Origin of the sequence: Saccharopolyspora sp. 6V, assembly GCF_020176785.1 — a bacterium.
In the GTDB taxonomy this organism is placed as follows: domain Bacteria; phylum Actinomycetota; class Actinomycetes; order Mycobacteriales; family Pseudonocardiaceae; genus Saccharopolyspora_C; species Saccharopolyspora_C gregorii.
In genome coordinates this window covers 1-17,426 of record NZ_JAIUKB010000038.1, presented here as the reverse complement: position 1 = coordinate 17,426, position 17,426 = coordinate 1, and the positions used below count along the sequence as shown (strand labels likewise).

15 protein-coding genes and 1 tRNA gene are annotated in these 17,426 nt (G+C 72.4%); 12 read left to right on the top strand and 4 right to left on the bottom strand.

Annotated features, from left to right (window positions below):
- Positions 1 to 123 precede the first annotated feature (123 nt).
- The 8 genes from LCD35_RS08735 (at position 124) to LCD35_RS08700 (ending at position 8,071) form a co-directional block, all read left to right on the top strand.
- A complete protein-coding gene (locus LCD35_RS08735; RefSeq protein ID WP_224955983.1) occupies positions 124 to 1,440 on the top strand; it encodes a pitrilysin family protein in 1,317 nt (438 codons plus the stop codon).
- Positions 1,437 to 2,804 (top strand): pitrilysin family protein, encoded by a 1,368-nt coding sequence (locus LCD35_RS08730; protein WP_224955982.1) that lies wholly within the window; start codon positions 1,437 to 1,439, stop codon positions 2,802 to 2,804. Before LCD35_RS08735 ends, LCD35_RS08730 begins: the two co-directional genes overlap by 4 nt.
- Positions 2,801 to 3,730 (top strand): NAD(+) diphosphatase, encoded by a 930-nt coding sequence (gene nudC / locus LCD35_RS08725; RefSeq protein WP_225044021.1) that lies wholly within the window; start codon positions 2,801 to 2,803, stop codon positions 3,728 to 3,730. The genes LCD35_RS08730 and nudC overlap by 4 nt, the downstream gene beginning before the upstream one ends.
- A 275-nt stretch (positions 3,731 to 4,005) precedes the next feature.
- Positions 4,006 to 6,093 (top strand): ATP-dependent DNA helicase UvrD2, encoded by a 2,088-nt coding sequence (locus LCD35_RS08720; protein WP_224955980.1) that lies wholly within the window; start codon positions 4,006 to 4,008, stop codon positions 6,091 to 6,093.
- Positions 6,094 to 6,229: 136 nt separating this feature from the next.
- Positions 6,230 to 6,412, top strand: coding sequence for a hypothetical protein (locus LCD35_RS08715; RefSeq protein ID WP_224955979.1), 183 nt, complete (start codon positions 6,230 to 6,232; stop codon positions 6,410 to 6,412).
- 176 nt (positions 6,413 to 6,588) lie between these two features.
- The gene (locus LCD35_RS08710; protein WP_224955978.1) at positions 6,589 to 6,966 is read left to right on the top strand and encodes a WhiB family transcriptional regulator; all 378 of its coding nucleotides are present in this window, start codon (positions 6,589 to 6,591) and stop codon (positions 6,964 to 6,966) included.
- Positions 6,963 to 7,202 carry a hypothetical protein gene (locus tag LCD35_RS08705; RefSeq protein ID WP_224955977.1) on the top strand — a complete coding sequence of 80 codons (240 nt, stop codon included), beginning with the start codon at positions 6,963 to 6,965 and terminating at the stop codon, positions 7,200 to 7,202. Before LCD35_RS08710 ends, LCD35_RS08705 begins: the two co-directional genes overlap by 4 nt.
- An 11-nt stretch (positions 7,203 to 7,213) precedes the next feature.
- Positions 7,214 to 8,071: a trans-aconitate 2-methyltransferase gene (locus tag LCD35_RS08700; protein ID WP_224955976.1), complete on the top strand. Its 858-nt coding sequence runs from the start codon at positions 7,214 to 7,216 to the stop codon at positions 8,069 to 8,071.
- Positions 8,072 to 8,159: 88 nt separating this feature from the next.
- Here LCD35_RS08700 and LCD35_RS08695 read toward each other — a convergent pair whose 3' ends face one another.
- Positions 8,160 to 9,488: an AarF/ABC1/UbiB kinase family protein gene (locus tag LCD35_RS08695; protein WP_225044020.1), complete on the bottom strand. Its 1,329-nt coding sequence runs from the start codon at positions 9,486 to 9,488 to the stop codon at positions 8,160 to 8,162.
- 226 nt (positions 9,489 to 9,714) lie between these two features.
- Positions 9,715 to 9,864, bottom strand: a complete 150-nt coding sequence (locus LCD35_RS08690; RefSeq protein WP_224955974.1) for a DUF5679 domain-containing protein — start codon at positions 9,862 to 9,864, stop codon at positions 9,715 to 9,717.
- A gap of 212 nt (positions 9,865 to 10,076) precedes the next feature.
- Here LCD35_RS08690 and LCD35_RS08685 point away from each other — a divergent pair, with 212 nt between their 5' ends.
- Entirely contained in the window at positions 10,077 to 10,619 is a 543-nt protein-coding gene (locus LCD35_RS08685) for a M48 family metallopeptidase (RefSeq protein ID WP_224955973.1), read from the top strand.
- A gap of 65 nt (positions 10,620 to 10,684) precedes the next feature.
- Here LCD35_RS08685 and LCD35_RS08680 read toward each other — a convergent pair whose 3' ends face one another.
- Positions 10,685 to 12,223 carry a zinc-dependent metalloprotease gene (locus LCD35_RS08680; protein WP_225044019.1) on the bottom strand — a complete coding sequence of 513 codons (1,539 nt, stop codon included), beginning with the start codon at positions 12,221 to 12,223 and terminating at the stop codon, positions 10,685 to 10,687.
- Positions 12,224 to 12,362: 139 nt separating this feature from the next.
- Here LCD35_RS08680 and LCD35_RS08675 point away from each other — a divergent pair, with 139 nt between their 5' ends.
- Positions 12,363 to 13,388 carry a PDZ domain-containing protein gene (locus LCD35_RS08675; RefSeq protein WP_224955971.1) on the top strand — a complete coding sequence of 342 codons (1,026 nt, stop codon included), beginning with the start codon at positions 12,363 to 12,365 and terminating at the stop codon, positions 13,386 to 13,388.
- Between the two features lie 35 nt (positions 13,389 to 13,423).
- On the opposite strand, the gene LCD35_RS08670 is transcribed toward LCD35_RS08675, so the two are convergent.
- Positions 13,424 to 13,954, bottom strand: coding sequence for a PPA1309 family protein (locus LCD35_RS08670; RefSeq protein ID WP_224966113.1), 531 nt, complete (start codon positions 13,952 to 13,954; stop codon positions 13,424 to 13,426).
- A gap of 240 nt (positions 13,955 to 14,194) precedes the next feature.
- On the opposite strand from LCD35_RS08670, the gene LCD35_RS08665 reads away from it, so the two are divergent.
- Together LCD35_RS08665 and LCD35_RS08660 are read left to right on the top strand one after the other, a co-directional pair.
- Positions 14,195 to 17,080, top strand: a complete 2,886-nt coding sequence (locus tag LCD35_RS08665; protein ID WP_224955969.1) for a UPF0182 family protein — start codon at positions 14,195 to 14,197, stop codon at positions 17,078 to 17,080.
- Between the two features lie 152 nt (positions 17,081 to 17,232).
- A tRNA-Met gene (locus tag LCD35_RS08660) sits at positions 17,233 to 17,306 on the top strand.
- The last annotated feature ends 120 nt before the right edge of the window (positions 17,307 to 17,426 follow it).

The following is a 17,426-nucleotide window of genomic DNA, read 5'->3' as shown; positions in this document are numbered from 1 at the left end:
TGGCCTGCGGCGTCGGTGGTGCCGGGTGCGCCTCCCGGCGCGCGTCCCGCGGAGCGGGGCCGGGCACGCAGCGCAGCGAAGGGGGTACGCGGCGCGTCACCCAGCGCACGTAGGCTGCGAGGCATGGTCGAACCCCCACTGCATCGCGTCACCCTGCCGAACGGGCTACGCGTGGTGCTCGCGCCGGACTCGGCGCAGGGCGCCTCCGGTCAAGCCCCCGTCGTGGGCGTCAGCGTGCACTATGACGTGGGCTTCCGCTCCGAACCGGAAGGCCGCACCGGCTTCGCGCACCTGTTCGAGCACCTCATGTTCCAGGGCAGCGAGAGCCTGGAGAAACTGGCGCACTTCCGCCACGTGCAAGGCTCCGGCGGCACGTTCAACGGTTCGACGCACCAGGACTACACCGACTACTTCCAGGTGCTGCCGTCGGCGGCCCTGGAGCGGGCGCTGTTCCTGGAAGCCGACCGGATGCGGGCGCCGAAGCTCACCGAGGAGAACCTGCGCAACCAGGTCGACGTGGTGAAGGAGGAGATCCGGCTCAACGTCCTCAACCGCCCCTACGGCGGGTTCCCGTGGATCCTGCTGCCGCCGGTGCTGTACTCCACCTTCGCCAACGCACACAACGGCTACGGCGACTTCACGGACCTGGAGCAGGCGACGGTCGACGACTGCGCCGCGTTCTTCGACACCTTCTACGCGCCGGCGAACGCGGTGCTCACCATCGCCGGTGACTTCGACGTGGACCACGCGACGGAGCTGGTGCACCGGCACTTCGGCGACGTCCCGGCCCGCGAGGTGCGGTCGCGCCCGTCGTTCGCCGAACCGTTCCCGACCGAGCAGCTCACCGGCGTGCACACCGATCCGCACGCGCCGCTGCCCGCGATCGCGCTGGGCCACCGGCTGCCGGACCCGGTCGGGGAGCTGGACCAGTACCTGGCGAACATCGTGCTGGCCGCGGTGCTCACCGACGGCGACGCGTCCCGCTTGCAGCAGCGCATGGTGTACCGGGAGCCGCTGGTGGTGGACGTGCACGCGGGCTGCGGCCTGATGGGCGCGCCGCTGGACGCCCGCGATCCGGACACCTTCACCCTCACCGCGATCCACACGCCCGAGGTGGACGCGGAGCGGGTCGTGGCCGCGGTGGACGCCGAGCTGGAGTCGATCGCCGCGAGCGGTCCGACGGCGGAGGAGCTGTCCCGGGTGACGTCCCGCTGGGCCGCTTCGCTGCACCGCGAACACGACAGGGTCATCTCCCGCACCCTCGACCTGGGCAGCGCCGAGCTGATCCACGGCCGCGCCGAGCTGATCTCGGAGCTGCCGCGGCGCATCGCCGAGGTCGGTGCCGACGAGGTCGCCGCCGCCGCGAAGGCCCTCACCCCGGACGCGCGCGCCACCCTGCGCGTGCAGCCCGACTCGAACTCCGCAGGAGGTGCGGCATGACCCAGGCCACCCACCGCAGCGCCGAGGAGATCGGCCGCACCGAGGCAGGCCCGCGTCCGCTGCCGCCGCTGGGCGAGCCGCGCGCGCTGCGCACCCCCGACGTGGTCGACACCGAGCTGCCGAACGGGCTGCGGCTGATCGCCGCCCGGCACGGCGTGGTGCCGATGGTCGAGGCCAGGCTGCGCATCCCGTTCGCGGGCGAGGACCCGATGCACCCGGCGCGCGCCGAGGTGCTGGCCGAGACGGTGCTGACCGGCACCGCCGCCCGGGACCGGGTCCAGGTGGACACCGACCTGGCGGCCGTCGGCGGCGAACTGCACGCCGTGGTCGACCCGGAGCGGCTCAGCTTCGTCGGCAGCGCCCTGTCCAGCGGGCTGGGCACGCTGCTGGAGGTGCTGGGCGACGCGCTCACCGGCGCCGCCTACGCGGCCGACGAGGTCGCGGGGGAGCGGGACCGCCTGGTGGAGCGGCTCGCGGTGGCCCGCTCGCAGCCGCGCGTCATCGCCCGCGAGGAGCTGCAGCGGCACCGCTACGGCGACCACCCGTTCGTCCGCGAGGTGCCGCAGGCCGCCGACGTCGGCCAGGTCGGCCCGGAGGACGTGCGCGAGCTGCACGCCCGCGCGGTGCTGCCCCGCGGCGCCACCCTGGTGCTGGTCGGCGACATCGACCCGGACACCGTGGTGGACGAGGTGACGCGGATCCTCGCGCCGTGGGACGCGGCGGGCACCGCCGCCGAGCTCCCCGCGCTGCCGCGGCTGCAGGGCGGCGACGTGCGGCTGGTGCACCGGGACGGCGCGGTGCAGTCGCAGCTGCGGATGTCCGCGCAGGGCCTGCACCGCACCGACGAGCGCTACCCGGCGCTGCAGATCGCGAACCTCAGCTTCGGCGGCTACTTCTCCTCGCGGCTGGTGGAGAACATCCGCGAGGACAAGGGCTACACCTACGGTGCGCACTCGTCGTTCGAGTTCACCCGCGGCAACGGCACGATCCTGGTGGACGCCGACACCGCCAGCGAGGTCACCGCGGCCGCGCTGCTGGAGATGCGCTACGAGTTCGGCCGCCTCGCGCTGGTCCCGCCGACGGCGGCCGAGGTCGAATCGGCCCGGCAGTACGCCATCGGCGGCCTGCTGACCTCGACGTCCTCCCAGTCGGGCCTGGCGTCGATGCTGTCGACGCTGGCCGCGTGCGGGTTGGACCACCGCTGGCTGAGCGCGCACCCGGACCGGCTGCGCGAGGTCACCGCGGAGCAGGTCGCGGAGGCGGCGCAGCTGTACGCGCCGACCTCGTTCACCGGCGTGGTGGTCGGGGACGCGGCGAAGATCGGCGACCAGCTGCGGGCGCTGGGCGGGGTGGTGCTGCCGTGACCGGGACGTGCGCGGCCGCCGTCTCCGACGGCCCGGGCTTCCGGCTGGACTCGGCGCCGCTGCTGTCCCGCTCCACGGTGGACCGCACCGAGCTGCTGCGGGACGGCCCGGCCGCCGAGCAGTGGACCGCGGGCAGGGTGCTGCTGGTCGACGGCAAGGGACGCGCCCAGATCGCACCGGACGGGCGGCTCGTCTACGAGGACGCCGCGGTGTTCGGCGAGCAGCCCACGCCGCGCGCGGTGCTGCTCGGCGCGCAGGACAACACCACCTACTGGGCGCTGCGCACCGAGCGCGACGGGGCGCAGGAGGGCTGGCAGGACCTGCGGGTCGCGGGCGCCCAGCTCGACGACACCGACGCGGGCCTGCTCACCACGGCCGTCGGGCTGCTGAACTGGCACGACCACTCCCGCTACTGCGCGGTGTGCGGCGCGGCCACGAACCGGGTGAAGGTGGGTTGGGCGCGGCGCTGCTCCGGTTGCGACCGCGAGGAGTACCCGCGCACCGACCCGGCCGTGATCTGCCTCGTCCACGACGGCGCCGACCAGGTGCTGCTGGCGCGGCAGCCGGTGTGGCCGCCGGAGCGGTTCTCGGTGCTGGCCGGGTTCGTCGAGGTCGGCGAGTCCCTGGAGGCCTGCGTGCGGCGCGAGGTCCAGGAGGAGGTCGGCGTGCTGGCCACCGAGGTGCGCTACCTCGGCAGCCAGCCGTGGCCGTTCCCCCGCTCGCTGATGCTGGGCTTCGCCGCGATCGCCGACCCGGCGGTGCCGCTGCGCCCCGCGGACGGCGAGATCGAGGAGGCCCGCTGGGTGTCCCGGGCCGACGTGCAGGCCGCGATGCGCACCGAGGACGGCATCATCCCCGGCCTGCGGCTGCCGCCGAGCGTGTCCATCGCGCACCGGATGCTGAAGGGCTGGGCGTTCTGGGCCTAGGTCCCTGCCTGCGGTCCGGCGGTTCCCCGCCCGTGCCCGACGGCGAGCACGGGGCCGGGGACGGCCGGCCCGCCGGTACCGGGTGCCGTGCGTGCCGCGCCGCGGCTCGGACCGGTCCTCGCCCGCCGGGGCCCGGATCCATGACGCGGCCGGCGTGACGCGCTGGAACGTGCCGCGGCCTCTGCTCCATCGGAGAGGTTCCGAGCGGGCCGCGCGCGTCGACGCGCGGTGGGGTTGCCGCCGCCGGGCGGGGCGGTTCTGCGAGGATGCCCGGCATGGCCGATCAACCGCGACTGCTGGAAGGGCTCGATCCGGAGCAGCGGGCGGCGGTCACCGCGCCACGCGGCCCGGTCTGCGTGCTCGCCGGCGCCGGTACCGGCAAGACCCGCACCATCACGCACCGCATCGCGCACCTGGTGCAGCTCGGCCTGGTCGTCCCGCAGCAGGTGCTGGCCGTGACGTTCACCGCCCGCGCCGCGGGCGAGATGCGCACCCGGTTGCGCGCTCTCGGCGCCGCCGGGGTGCAGGCGCAGACCTTCCACGCCGCCGCGTTCCGGCAGTTGCGCTACTTCTGGCCCCGGGTGCACGACACCCAGGTGTGGCCGCTGGTGGACAACAAGTTCCGGCTGGTCGTGCAGGCAGCGAACCGGGTGGGCCTGTCCACCGAGAAGGAGTCGGTGCGCGACCTCGCCGGTGAGATCGAGTGGTCCAAGTCCTGCCTGGTCTCGCCCGACCAGTACGCCACCGCCGCCGCTCGCGCGGGCCGCGACGTGCCGGTCGTGCCGCAGCAGCTGGCGAAGGTGTTCGCCACCTACGAGCAGCTCAAGAACGACGCGCGGATGCTGGACTTCGACGACCTGCTGCTGCACACGGTCGCCATCCTGGAGGAGCACCCGGAGGTCGCCGAGGAGTTCCGCGGCCGCTACCGCTCCTTCGTCGTGGACGAGTACCAGGACGTCAACCCGCTGCAGCAGCGGGTGCTCGACGCGTGGCTCGGCAACCGGGACGACCTGACCGTGGTCGGCGACGCGAACCAGACGATCTACTCGTTCGCCGGGGCCGCCCCGAAGTGGCTGGTCGGCTTCCCGAAGCGCTTCCCGGACGCGACCGTGGTCCGGCTGGAGCGCGACTACCGCTCGACCCCGCAGGTCGTGGCGCTGGCCAACAAGGTCATCGGCGCCGCCCGCGACCGCCCGGCGGGCACCCGGCTCAAGCTCATCGGGCAGCGCCCGGACGGTCCCGAACCGGACTTCGCCGAGTACGACCACGAACCGGCCGAGGCGGAGGCCATCGCCCGCAAGATCGCCGCGCTGGCCGGGCGGGGCGTGCCGCTGTCCGAGATCGCGGTCCTGTTCCGGGTGAACGCCCAGTCCGAGGTGTACGAGAAGGCGTTGTCCGACGCGGAGATCCCGTACCAGGTGCGCGGCGGCGAACGCTTCTTCAACCGCACCGAGGTGCGCCAGGCCGTGGTGGCGCTGCGCGGCGCCGCGGGCCGCGGCGACGAGCCGGGCGCGGACCTGCCCGGTTCGGTGCGGGCGGTGCTGGGCGACGTCGGGCTCACCGACGAGCCTCCGGTGGGCGGGTCGGCCCGGGAGCGCTGGGAGTCGCTGATCGCGCTGGTCGAGCTCGCCGAGGAGCTCGCGGCCGTCGCCCCGGAGGCCGACCTGGCCCGCTACGTCGCCGAGCTGGAGCAGCGCGCCGAATCGCAGCACCCGCCGACGGTGGAGGGCGTCACGCTGGCCTCGCTGCACTCGGCGAAGGGCCTGGAGTGGGACGCGGTGTTCCTCGTCGGGCTCGCCGAGGGCACCCTGCCGATCCAGCACGCCGAGGACGAGGCGGGCGTCGAGGAGGAGCGCAGGCTGCTCTACGTCGGCGTCACCCGCGCCCGCGAGCACCTGCACCTGTCCTGGGCGCTGGCCAGGGCCGCCGACGGGCGCCGCTACCGCCGCCGCAGCAGGTTCCTCTACGGCGTCATCCCGGACCGGCACCCGGCGGCGATGCCGGCGAAGACCAGGACCCCCGAGCCGGGCCCGCCGCGCAAGCAGGCCACGCCGCGCTGCCGCACCTGCGAGTCGGTGCTGGTGAGCACGATGGACATCAAGCTGGGCCGCTGCTCGACCTGCCCGTCGGACGTGGACGAGGGCCTGCTGGACCGGTTGCGCGCCTGGCGCAGCGACCGGGCTCGGCAGCTGAAGGTCCCCGCCTACGTGGTGTTCACCGACGCCACGCTCACCGCCATCGCCGAGCAGCGCCCGTCTGACGAGGCGGCGCTGGTGGCGATCTCCGGGATCGGCGCGAGCAAGGTCCGCAAGTTCGGCGACGACGTGCTCTCGCTCGTCCAGCGCGAGCACGGCCGAAACTAGCCGCTGAGCAGGAGTTTCTCCTCCATCGGCGGAATCTCGGAAAATCGGTTGCGGCGCGCTTCCCGCGCCTCATAGTCTGCACAGCACAAGCCGAGGTGTTCGGAACCCGGCGCGATCCGGAGGGGAGGTGGCAGCGATGACCGGCATTCAGACGCTCGGTACCCCTGGCCTCCTCATGTCCGGGGGTATCGCGCTGTTCCGCGGTCGTTCCACGACCCTGCCCGGTTTCGACCGCGCCATCGCCACGCCGCGTCCGACGGACGGCGGCCGTCCGGTCGATGGCCGCACCGCGCCGGTTCGCGCGGAGCTCGATCCTTGATCCGCTGATCTAGGACGCGCTCCAGGCTCTTCTTCAGAGGCCGCGCACCCCGCAACCGGGTTCGCGGCCTTTTTCGCGTCCGCACTTCGCGAAGCAGCGCCATTCGAATGTGTTCCTGGGGAGTTCCCCACCGTCGGTCCGGGCACGTGCACTGCCCTGAACGGTCAGGAGGAGAGATGTTGACCACCAGCGTCCGGGTAGCACCCGAGCGAAGAGCTGACGACGCCGGAGGTGGCGGCGCGGTCGGCGCGCTGCTGGACGAGGTCACCGACCAGGGCGAGGGGGTGCCCTGCCGGCAGGACCCGGATCTGTGGTTCGCCGAGAGCCCCGGTGACCTGGAACGGGCCAAGACCCTGTGCGGGCACTGCCCGCTGAAGCAGCATTGCCTGGAAGGCGCGCTGTCCCGCGGCGAACCGTGGGGAGTCTGGGGAGGCGAGATCTTCGAACGCGGCGCGGTCGTCGCCCGCAAGCGCTCCCGCGGCCGCCCCCGCAAGAACCCGGCCCCTGCCGAACCGGCCGTTCGCGGCCCCCGATCCGAGGAGAACGCGGCATGACCTTCCCCGCCCGCACCCGCAACCACGTGAACGACCTGGTCGAACCGAACGCGAAGGACACCACCCGAATGCTCATGCCCGAAGACATGGCGCGGATGCGACATCACGACCTGCTGGTCGAGGCGCACCGGCACCGGCTGGCCCGCCAGGCCACGGCCGGGCGCTGGTGGCGCCGGTTGGCGCACTACGCGCAGCAGCGAGCGGACCACGCGGAGGGGGCGATCACCGAGCCGTAGAGTGCACGTTCGTGGCTCACTCGCACGACGGAATCGACTGGGACGCCAAGATCGCGCGGCTGCGCGAGGGCGACGAGCTGGCCGGGCCGGAGACCGCCGATCTGGTGCGCGACCTGCTCCGGCCGCAGGACCGCACGGTGATCGACGTCGGTTCCGGGGCGGGTGGCGCCGCGACCGCGTTCGCGGACGCCATGTGGGACACCGGGGGCACGGTGATCCTGGTGGACTCCGCGCCGGAGCTGCTGGCGGAGGCGGCGCGCAACACCGCCGCCACCGCGGGCCCCGACGTGCGGGTGCTGTCCGTGCAGGCCGACGTCGCCCGCGGCGACCTGTCCGCGGTCGGCCAAGCCGACCTGGTGTTCGCCTCGTTCGTCGTGCACCACCTGCCGGACCAGCTCGCCGGCCTGCGGCGGCTGGTCAAGCTGGTGCGCCCCGGCGGGCGGCTCGCCCTCGTCGAATCCGGCCTGGAGCCGCGCGTGCTGCCCTGGGACGTCGGCGTCGGAGAGCCCGGCCTGGAGGCGCGGCTGGCGGCCGCCCGCGCCGAGTGGTTCCGGGAGATGCGCGAGCAGATGCCCGGTTCGACGCGGCTGAAGGTGGGGTGGGCGCAGGCCATGGCCGATGCGGGCCTGGACGACGTGCTCACCTGGACCCAGCTCGTGGACCGCCCCGCCCCCGTGTCCGGGGCCGCGATGACCGCGGTGCTGCGCAGGCTGGAGTGGCTGCGCCGGGGAGCGGAGGGGCGGGCTGCGCAGGCCGACCTCGACGCGGTCGACGCACTGCTGGACCCGGACGGCCCGCACTACGCGGGGAACCGGGACGACGTGCACTACCTGCTCGCCCAGACCATCCACGTCGGCACGTTGCGCTGACCCGCGGACGGGTTCGTGGCGCGAGGAGACCCGGTGGCGGTTCCGGTGCTGACGGGGCACCGCTCCGACCTCGAAGCCTCGACGGGCCTCAGTCGGCGGCGGGTTCGGGATCGGCGAAGCCGGGTTGCCAGCGGTCGATGATCGCGCGGGCCGCGAACTCGGCGTCCAGCTGGCACAGGATGCCCGTGGCGCCGAGCGTCACCCGGTGGATCAGCAGGTAGTCCGGGGGCAGGTTCAACGCCCGCCCGGTGCGGAAGTCCGGGCTGCGCAGGTCGCCGACCCGCTCGGCCTGCTGCTGCATCCAGGACCGGGTGAAGTGGAACCGCTCCTCCCGCACCGGGTCCACGAACGGTCCCAGGTAGGCGAGCACGTCCTCGGCGCGCAGCTCGCTGCCGGTCTGCACGAAGCGGTCGGCGCGCAGCAGCTCCAGCAGCTCCTCGGCACGTCCCTCCATCGCGAGCCGCAGCATCCGGCCCATCTCCGCGGGCAGCCCCTCGGGCAGCCGCGCCACCGCGCCGAAGTCCAGCACGATGAGCCGGCCGTCCGGTGCGAGCAGGAAGTTCCCCGGGTGCGGATCGGCGTGCAGCAGCCCGGACCGCTCGGGGGAGGAGAAGTGGAACTCGGCCAGCAACCGCCCGGCCCGGTCCCGCTGCTCCCGCTCGCCGTCGGCGATGACCTCGGAGAACGGGGTGCCGGTGATCCACTCGGAGACCATCACCTGCGGAGCGCTGGCCACCACCTTCGGGATCAGCACCTTCTCGTCCCCGTCGAAGGCCGCGGCGAATGCGCGCTGGTTGTCGGCCTCGGTGCGGTAGTCGAGCTCCTCGACCATCCGGTCCTGCAGCTCCGCCAGCAGCGGTTTGATCTCCGCGCCGGGAGCCAGCGACTGGAACAGCCGGGAGAACCGGCTCAGCTGGCGCAGGTCCGAGCGCAGCGCCTCGCCCGCGCCCGGGTACTGGATCTTGACGGCGACGTCCCGGCCGTCGTGCCACACCGCGCGGTGGACCTGCCCGATGCTGGCCGCGGCGGCCGGGACGTCGTCGAATTCAGCGAAGCGGTCCCGCCAGGTCCGCCCCAGTTGTTGCTCCAGCACCCGCCGCACGCTGGTCCCGGACATCGGGGGAGCGGCGGACTGCAGCTTCGTCAGCGCCTCGCGGTAGGGCTCGGCCATCTCGTCGGGCACCGCGGCCTCGAACACGCTCAGCGCTTGGCCGAACTTCATCGCGCCGCCCTTGAGCTGTCCCAGCACCGCGAACAGCTGCTCGGCCGTGCGCGCCGAGAGTTCCGCGTTGATCTCGTCGGCGGACTGGCCGCTGAGGCGCTTGCCCCACCCGGCGGCCATCCGCCCCGCGACGCCCAGCGGAAGGCTGGCCAGTTTGGCGGTGCGGTGCGCCGCCCGGCGGGGAATGTCGGTCACGAGGGCTCCTTTGCCGCGCGCAGGAGAACCGCCCCGGCTCCGAAAGGGGATCGGATTCCGGGGCCGGAGCACATCGTAGTGGTTCACCGACCGGTTGTGGGGTGCCCGAACCCCGCGTGGGTCGTGGCCCGTCCCGGAACGCGCCGGTCACGACGCGGGCGGGACGCGGTTCCACGTGCGGCGGGCCTCCGGTCGAGCCGGGCCGCACGGGTTCCACCACCGGTCCTCAGGCCTTGCCGAGGATCCGGGTCATGCGGGTCCCGCACACGGGGCAGGTGCCCTTGGCCATCCGTCGGCCGTTGGTCTCCGTGATCTCGCCGTTGAAGTCGCGCTTCTCCCGGCATTTCACGCAGTAGCCGTTGTAGGTGTCGGCCACGGCGTCCTCCTTGGTGTTGTGATCGCTACGGCGCGTGCCCGGCCGGACCGCGCTGGAGGAACCGTACAGGTGGCCGTATCGATATCACTGCATTGAGCTGATCGCATGTTAGGGGGAATGGAGTAATTCGTTAGGTGATCACGCGCAGTAGGCATGTGGAAAACCGCACTGCGATGTCCGGACGTCGGTGCCACTCGCTAAGGTCAGATCTCGTGGCAGAACCGCAGGTCGAGGTGCGTCGCAGCAAACGGCGGCGACAGACGGTCAGCGCGTACCGGGACGGCGACAAGGTCGTCGTGCTGCTTCCGGCCCGGATGAGCAGGGCCGAGGAGAAGAAGTGGGTGGCGGAGATGCTCAGCCGCCTGCAGCGCAGCGAGACGCGCCGCCGCTCCCCGGCGCGCGACTCCGACGCGGCCCTCGCCGAACGCAGCCGGGAACTGTCCGAGCAGTACCTCGACGGCCGCGCCGAACCCCGCTCGATCCGCTGGGTGCCGCCGATGCGCACCCGCTGGGCCTCCTGCACCCCCAGCACCAAGCACATCCGGATCAGCGAGCGGTTGCGGGACGTGCCGAGCTGGGTGCTGGACTACGTGCTGGTGCACGAGCTCGCGCACCTGCTGGTCCCCGGGCACGGCGACGACTTCTGGAAGTGGGTCAACCGGTACCCGAAGACCGAACGGGCCGTCGGCTACCTCGAAGGCATCTCCGCGGCCGCCAACCTCGGCCTCACCATGGACGGTGACCCGGAGGGCTGAGCGCGGCCCCTGAAACGCGAACGGCGCCCCGGAGGAGCACACCTCCGGGGCGCCGTCGCGTCGGATCACTTCGAGTCGGGGCCGGACTCGTCCTCGTCGTCGGACCTCTTCGAGTCCTGCTCGCCGGATGCGGAGCCCTGCTCGCCGGAGGTCGTGCCCTGCTCGCCGGAAGCAGAGCCCTGCTCGCCGGAAGCAGAGCCCTGCTCGCCGGAAGCCGCGGCTTGCTCCGCCTCCTCGGCGCGCTTGATCGCCGCGATCGGGTCGTCCAGGTCCGAGGAACCGCCCCAGCGGTCCGCGAAGTCCAGCGGCTCGTCCAGGTCGGCGGCGTCCGGCAGCAGGTCCGGGTGGTCCCACACCCGGTCCCGGCTGTCCAGGCCGTGCCGCTCGGTCATCAGCCGCCACAGGTTCGCGGCGTCCCGCAGCCGGCGCGGCCGCAGCTCCAGGCCGATCAGCGTCGCGAACGTCTGCTCGGCGGGGCCACCGCCGGCGCGGCGCCTGCGGATGGTCTCGCTCAGCGCGTCCGCCCCCGGCAGCCGTTCGCCGAGCGCGTCCGAGACCACCACGTCGACCCAGCCCTCGACCAGGGCGAGCAGCGTCTCCAGCCTGGTCAGCGCGGCTGCCTGCTCCGGCGTGGTCTTCGGTTCGAGCAGGTTGGAGCCCATCAGCTCCTGCATCGAACTCGGGTCCGTCGGGTCGATCTTGCTCGCCAGGTCTTCCAGCGAGGAGGTGTCGACCTGGATGCCGCGTGCGAACTCCTCCACGGTCGCCAGCAGCCGCTGCCGCAGCCACGGCACGTGGCTGAACAGGCGGTGGTGCGCCGCCTCCCGCGCCGCGAGGAACAGGGTCACCTCGTCCAGCGGCCGGTCCACGCCCTCGGCGAACCGGGCCACGTTCGCGGGCAGCAACGCCGCGGTGCCCTCCGGCGCCAGCGGCAGGCCCACGTCGGAGGAGGTCAGCACTTCGGCGCCGAGCTGCGCGAGGCTCTTGCCGAGCTGCGAGCCGAAGCCCAGCCCGCCCATCTGGCCGAGCATGGACAGCAGCGGCCCGGCGGCCTGCTTGGCCTCCGCGGGCAGCGCCTCCATCCAGGCGGTGGACATCCGCTGCGCCACCGGGTCGCACAACCGCTGCCAGGTCGGCAGGGTCTGCTCCACCCAGTCCACCGACGACCAGACCTTCGTGGTGCGCGCGCCCGCGGGCAGCGCCGTCGTCGGGTCGAGCCACAGCTCCGCGAGGTGGACCGCGTCCTGCGCGCCCTTCACCTCCTGCTGGCTGGGCCGCTCGGTGCGCTCGTTCGAGTGCAGCTGCTGCACCGCGAGCTGCTTGGCGAGGTCGTAGTTGACCGGCCCGGAACCGCCGCTGCCCGAATGGCTCAGCACCTGCCCCAGCTGGGAGAACATCTGTCCCAGCTGCCCCATGTCGAAGTTCATCCCGCCGGGCATGCCGCCCATGCCGCCACCCGGCAGCGCGCCGCCGCCGAAGCCGAACCCCGGACCGGGGTTCTGACCGGAGTCACCGGCGCCACCGGAGCGCCCTTCCGACGACTCCCCCTTGTCGCGGTCGTCGTCGGGATCCTGCGGGCTGAACCCGAACGGCATGTCATTCATGCCTCCACCGTACGCGGATCGCGTCGAACCGGATAAGTCGCTCGGCGACCCGCGGGGGCCGATGTCGCAGCGTGCGGCTCGGTTCCGCGATCACCCGCCCGGAGATCGCGCCGGAGGCGGCCACGTACCCTGTCGCCTCGTGAGCCGTCGAACCTGGACGTTATTGACCAGCGTCATCCTGGTGGCCGCTTTCGGGCTGCTCGGGGCGTTCGCCCCGGTGCCGTTCGTGGCGCTCGGTCCGGGACCGACCTACAACACGCTGGGCGAAGAGGCGGGCACGCCGGTCATCCGGATCGACGGCCAGCGGACCTACCCGACCGCCGGGCACCTGAACATGACCACGGTGTCGGTGACCGACCACCTGTCGATGCTGGGGGCGCTCGGGCTGTGGGTCAGCGGCCGGTACGCGCTCGCGCCGCGCGAGGTGTACTACCCGCCGGAGAAGACCGAGCAGGAGATCGAGCAGGAGAACACCCAGGCGTTCAACGACTCGCAGACCGACGCGGAGACCGCGGCGCTGCACCACCTGGGCTACCCGACGAAGGTGCTGGCGGGCACGGTCGTCACCGGCAGCCCCGCCGACGCGGTGCTCGAACCCGGCGACCAGCTGATCGCGGTCGACGGCAAGCCGATCACCGATCCGCCCGCGCTGCAGGCCGCGGTCGCCGCCGGCAAGCCCGGCGAGCAGGTCCGGCTGACGTTCCGCCACGGCGACGAACCGGAGCGCACGGTGCCGGTCGTGCTGGGCACGAGCTCCGACGGCCGTCCGCAGGGCTTCCTCGGCGTGGGCGCGGTGGGGCGCCCGGACGTGCCGTTCGACATCAAGATCAGCCTCGCCGACGTCGGCGGACCCTCGGCCGGGCTGATGTTCTCGCTGGCGATCGTGGACAAGCTGACGCCCGGCGAGCTCAACGGCGGCAAGTTCGTCGCGGGCACCGGGGAGATCGACGCGGTCGGCAACGTCGGCCCGATCGGCGGCATCCCGTTCAAGATGACCATGGCGCGGGAGGCCGGGGCCACCACGTTCCTGGTGCCCGCCGGGAACTGCTCTGAAGCGAAGTCGCAGGCGCCGGACGGGCTGCAGCTGGTGCGCGTCGGCACCCTCGACGAGGCGACGCAGGCGCTCGACACCCTGCGCGACGGCGGCGCCCCGCCCAGCTGCTGATCCGGTCGGGCCGCCGGTCCGCCGCCGCGGGCCGGCTAAGCCGTCGCGAAGGTCTCGTGCAGCGCGCGCAGCAGGTTCGGCGCCAGCGACGGGTCCTGCACCAGCTCGCCGTCGCCGCCGCTCTCCCGCAGCCGCAGCACGCAGGTCTCGTTCCCGACCCGCAGCACCGCGGCCACCAGCCGCGCCTCCTGCCGGTCCGGGTGCTCCGCCGCCGCGCGGCGGGCCTCCTCGTCGTCGTCGGTGGGCAGCCCGGCCTCCGCCTCCGGCGGCAGCACCACGATCTCCTGCACCAGCGCGCACCCGACGACCTGGTCGGGCCACTCGATGCGGGCCAGCGCCTCCGCCAGGTCCTCCGCGGGCAGCGACTCCTGCGCGATCGGGGTCAGCGCCGACTCGGCGTCCAGCTCGGCGGCCAGCGACGGCTGGGCGGCCAGCAACTGCCCGGTCGGCACCAGCGCGAAGATCTGGGTGGGCTGGTCCCAGCCCGCTGCGGCCACGAACTCCTCGACCTCGCGGGCCGCGCCGGGAAGGGCGGCGGCGAGGTCCTCACCATGAGCGGCTGACATGCCGCACATCGTCGCACCCCGCACCCGGCCGTCCCGCGCCCGACCGGCGCACCCCGCCGCCCGGACCCGCCACGACCGGGCGGACCCGCCATGACCAGGAGAAGCGATGTCGGATTCGCCGGAATTCGAGTGCGATCGGGGGAACCCTCGGCGGCATCGTAGAGTTGAACATCGCGAGGGGAGTCGTCCCCGGCCCGTCGATCGTCGCCTGGAGTGTGCGCTGTGGCCATGCGGCCTGTAATGCCGAAACTGTCCCGGCGGAGCCGGATCCTGCTGATCATCGGCGTGGTCGTGCTCGCCGGCCTGATCATCTGGTCCAGCTTGGTCGGCGCCTACGTCGACTGGCTCTGGTACGGGGAAGTCGGCTACCGGGGGGTCTTCACCACCCAGCTGCTCACCCGGATCGGCCTCGGCGTCGGAGCCGCGCTGTTCCTCGGCGCCGTGCTGCTGCTGAACCTGTGGATCGCCTACCGCACCCGGCCGGTGTTCGTGCCGATCAGCGGACCCGACGACCCGCTCGCCCGGTACCGCACCCTGATCAGCGCCCGGCCCGCCGCGTTCGCGCTCGGCATCCCCGCCGCGGTCGCCGTGCTCGGCGGCCTCGCCGCGCAGGCCGACTGGCAGACCCTCCAGCTGTTCCTGCACAGCGTGCCGTTCGGGCAGACCGACCCGGAGTTCGGCCACGACATCAGCTTCTACACCTTCCAGCTGCCGTTCTACCGCTGGCTGCTGTCCTGGGCGTTCGTCGCGATCACCGTCGCCTTCATCGGCGCGCTCGTCACGCACTACATCTTCGGCGGCGTGCGGCTCGCCGGTCGCGCCGGGCAGCTGTCCGCGCCCACCCGCGTGCAGCTGGCCGTGCTCGCCGGGCTGTTCGTGCTGCTCAAGGCGGTCGACTACTTCTTCGACCGGTACGACCTGCTGCTGTCCCAGCGGAACTCGCTGTTCACCGGTGCCACCTACACCGACCTGAACGCGGTCATGCCTGCGAAGCTGATCCTGCTGTGCATCGCGGTGTTCTGCGCCCTCGCGTTCTTCGCCGCCGTGTTCCTGCGCGACCTGCGGATCCCCGCGCTCGCCACCGTGCTGCTGGTGCTCTCCAGCGTGCTCGTCGGCGCGGTCGGACCGGCGCTGCTGGAGCAGTTCTCCGTGCGCCCCAACGCCAACCAGCGCGAAGCCGAATCCATCCGCCGCAACATCGCCGCCACCAGGCAGGCCTTCGACATCGGCGAGGACAAGGTCGAGGTGCACGACTACCCGGGCGTCACCAACCTCCGGCCCGAACAGGTCGCCGACGACGCGGGCACCATCCCGAACATCCGGCTGCTCGACCCCAGCGTCCTGTCCGACACGTTCACCCAGCTCACCCAGCAGTACAACTTCTACGGCTTCCCCGACAAGCTCGACGTCGACCGGTACCGGGACGCCAAGGGCGAGCTGCAGGACTACCTCGTCGCCCTCCGCGAGATCAACACCGCCGGTCTGGCCGCGAACCAGCAGTCGTGGATCAACCAGCACATGGTCTACACCCACGGCAACGGGTTCGTCAGCGCGCCCGCGGACCGCGTCGACTCGACGCTCGAAGAAGGCCGCACCCAGGGCGGCTACCCGGTGTTCTCCGTCAGCGACGTCGCCAACGACGGCCGCGGCGAGATCCCCGTCGACCAGCCGCGGTCCTACTTCGGCGAGCTCGCCTCCACCTACGCGATCGTCGGCGGCGACCCGGGTGAGGCGCCCCGCGAGTACGACACCGACAGCAGCGCCTACACCTACACCGGCCAGGGCGGCGTGCCCCTCGGCAACTGGTTCAACCGGCTCGTGTTCGCCGCGCACTACACCGAGCGCAACATCCTGTTCAACCAGGCCATCGGCGAGAATTCGAAGATCATCTACGAGCGGAACCCGCGCGACCGCGTGCAGAAGGTCGCGCCCTGGCTCAAGGTCGACGGCGACCCGTACCCCGCCGTCGTCGACGGCCGCATCAAGTGGATCGTCGACGGCTACACCACGCTCAACAACTACCCGTACTCCGAGCTCACCGAACTCGGCGAAGCCACCAACGACACCCTCCCCGGCGTCCAGCGGCAGCCCAACCAGCAGATCAACTACATCCGGAACTCGGTGAAGGCCACCGTCGACGCCTACGACGGCAACGTCGAGCTCTACGAAACCGACGACACCAAGCCCGACCCCGTCCTCAAGGCGTGGGAAGGCGTGTTCCCCGGCGTCGTCAAGCCCAGCTCCGAGATCAGCCCGCAGCTGCGCGACCACTTCCGCTACCCCGAAGACCTGTTCAAGGTGCAGCGCTCCCTGCTCACCGAGTACCACGTCGACAACCCGTCCGACTTCTACTCCACGCAGACCTTCTGGGAAGTGCCCCCGGACCCCACCAGCGGAGGCCAAGGCGGCGCCGCCGACGAAGGCAACCAGCAGCCGCCGTACTACGTGCTCGCCCAGGTCGAAGGACAGCAGCAGCCCACGTTCCAGCTCACCAGCGCCCTCACCGCGCTGCGGCGGCAGAACCTCGCCGCCTGGGTCTCCGCGTCCTCCGACCCCCGCGACTACGGCAAGCTGACCGTCCTGCGCCTGCCCACCAACACCCAGACCCCCGGGCCCAACCAGGTGCAGAACCAGATGGAGTCCACCCCCGAGGTCACCGAGAACCGGACCCTGTTCAACAACCCCAACGTCAACGCGATCTTCGGCAACCTGCTGACCCTGCCCGTGAAGGGCGGACTGCTCTACGTCGAACCGATCTACATCCAGCGCAACGAGCAGGACTCCTACCCGCAGCTCGCCCGCGTGCTCGTCTCCTTCGGCGGCAACGTCGGCTTCGCCGAGACCCTCCCCAAGGCCCTCGAACAGGTCTTCGGCGCGGGCGCGGGCGACGCCACCGGCGACGGCCAGGCCCAGCAACCGCCGAACCAGAAGCCCGGCGGGCAGCCCCAAGCCCCGGGGCAGCAGCCGACGCCTGAACTCCGCAGCGCCGTCAACGACATCCAGAGCGCGCTCGAACAAGTGCGGACCGCGCAGCAGTCCGGCGACCTCGGCAACCTCGGCGGGGCGCTCCAGCGGCTCGAAGGCGCCGTCGGACGCTTCGAACAACTCCAGGGCAACGGCGGCTGATCGACCGCGGGCCGGCCCGATCCGGCCGGCCCGCGCCGCCCACCAGCGGAAACGTCCTTGAGGGGCCCCGCCTGCGGCCGGTCCTGGACCCTCCAGTAGAGTTCTCTTCACAAGGAAATACGGCACGGGCTGAGGTTGATGGTCGTGCTTGGCGCGGGGTGGAGCAGCTCGGTAGCTCGCTGGGCTCATAACCCAGAGGTCGCAGGTTCGAATCCTGTCCCCGCTACTCGTGGTGTGTTCGAGGCCCCCTCTCTGGCGAGAGGGGGCCTCTTTCCGTTTGTCCTCGTTTTGTACGGGGGCCGAGTCCCCGTAGGCCCCCACGGTGCGGTGGTGGGATGGGGCGGTT

Bases quoted from the DNA above. Each gene is read 5' to 3' on its own strand.
- LCD35_RS08735 (WP_224955983.1), top strand. From the start codon at position 124: ATGGTCGAACCCCCACTGCATCGCGTCACCCTGCCGAACGGGCTACGC.
- LCD35_RS08730 (WP_224955982.1), top strand. From the start codon at position 1,437: ATGACCCAGGCCACCCACCGCAGCGCCGAGGAGATCGGCCGCACCGAG.
- LCD35_RS08720 (WP_224955980.1), top strand. From the start codon at position 4,006: ATGGCCGATCAACCGCGACTGCTGGAAGGGCTCGATCCGGAGCAGCGG.
- LCD35_RS08715 (WP_224955979.1), top strand. From the start codon at position 6,230: ATGACCGGCATTCAGACGCTCGGTACCCCTGGCCTCCTCATGTCCGGG.
- LCD35_RS08710 (WP_224955978.1), top strand. From the start codon at position 6,589: ATGTTGACCACCAGCGTCCGGGTAGCACCCGAGCGAAGAGCTGACGAC.
- LCD35_RS08705 (WP_224955977.1), top strand. From the start codon at position 6,963: ATGACCTTCCCCGCCCGCACCCGCAACCACGTGAACGACCTGGTCGAA.
- LCD35_RS08680 (WP_225044019.1), bottom strand. From the start codon at position 12,223: ATGAATGACATGCCGTTCGGGTTCAGCCCGCAGGATCCCGACGACGAC.
- LCD35_RS08670 (WP_224966113.1), bottom strand. From the start codon at position 13,954: ATGTCAGCCGCTCATGGTGAGGACCTCGCCGCCGCCCTTCCCGGCGCG.
- LCD35_RS08665 (WP_224955969.1), top strand. From the start codon at position 14,195: ATGCCGAAACTGTCCCGGCGGAGCCGGATCCTGCTGATCATCGGCGTG.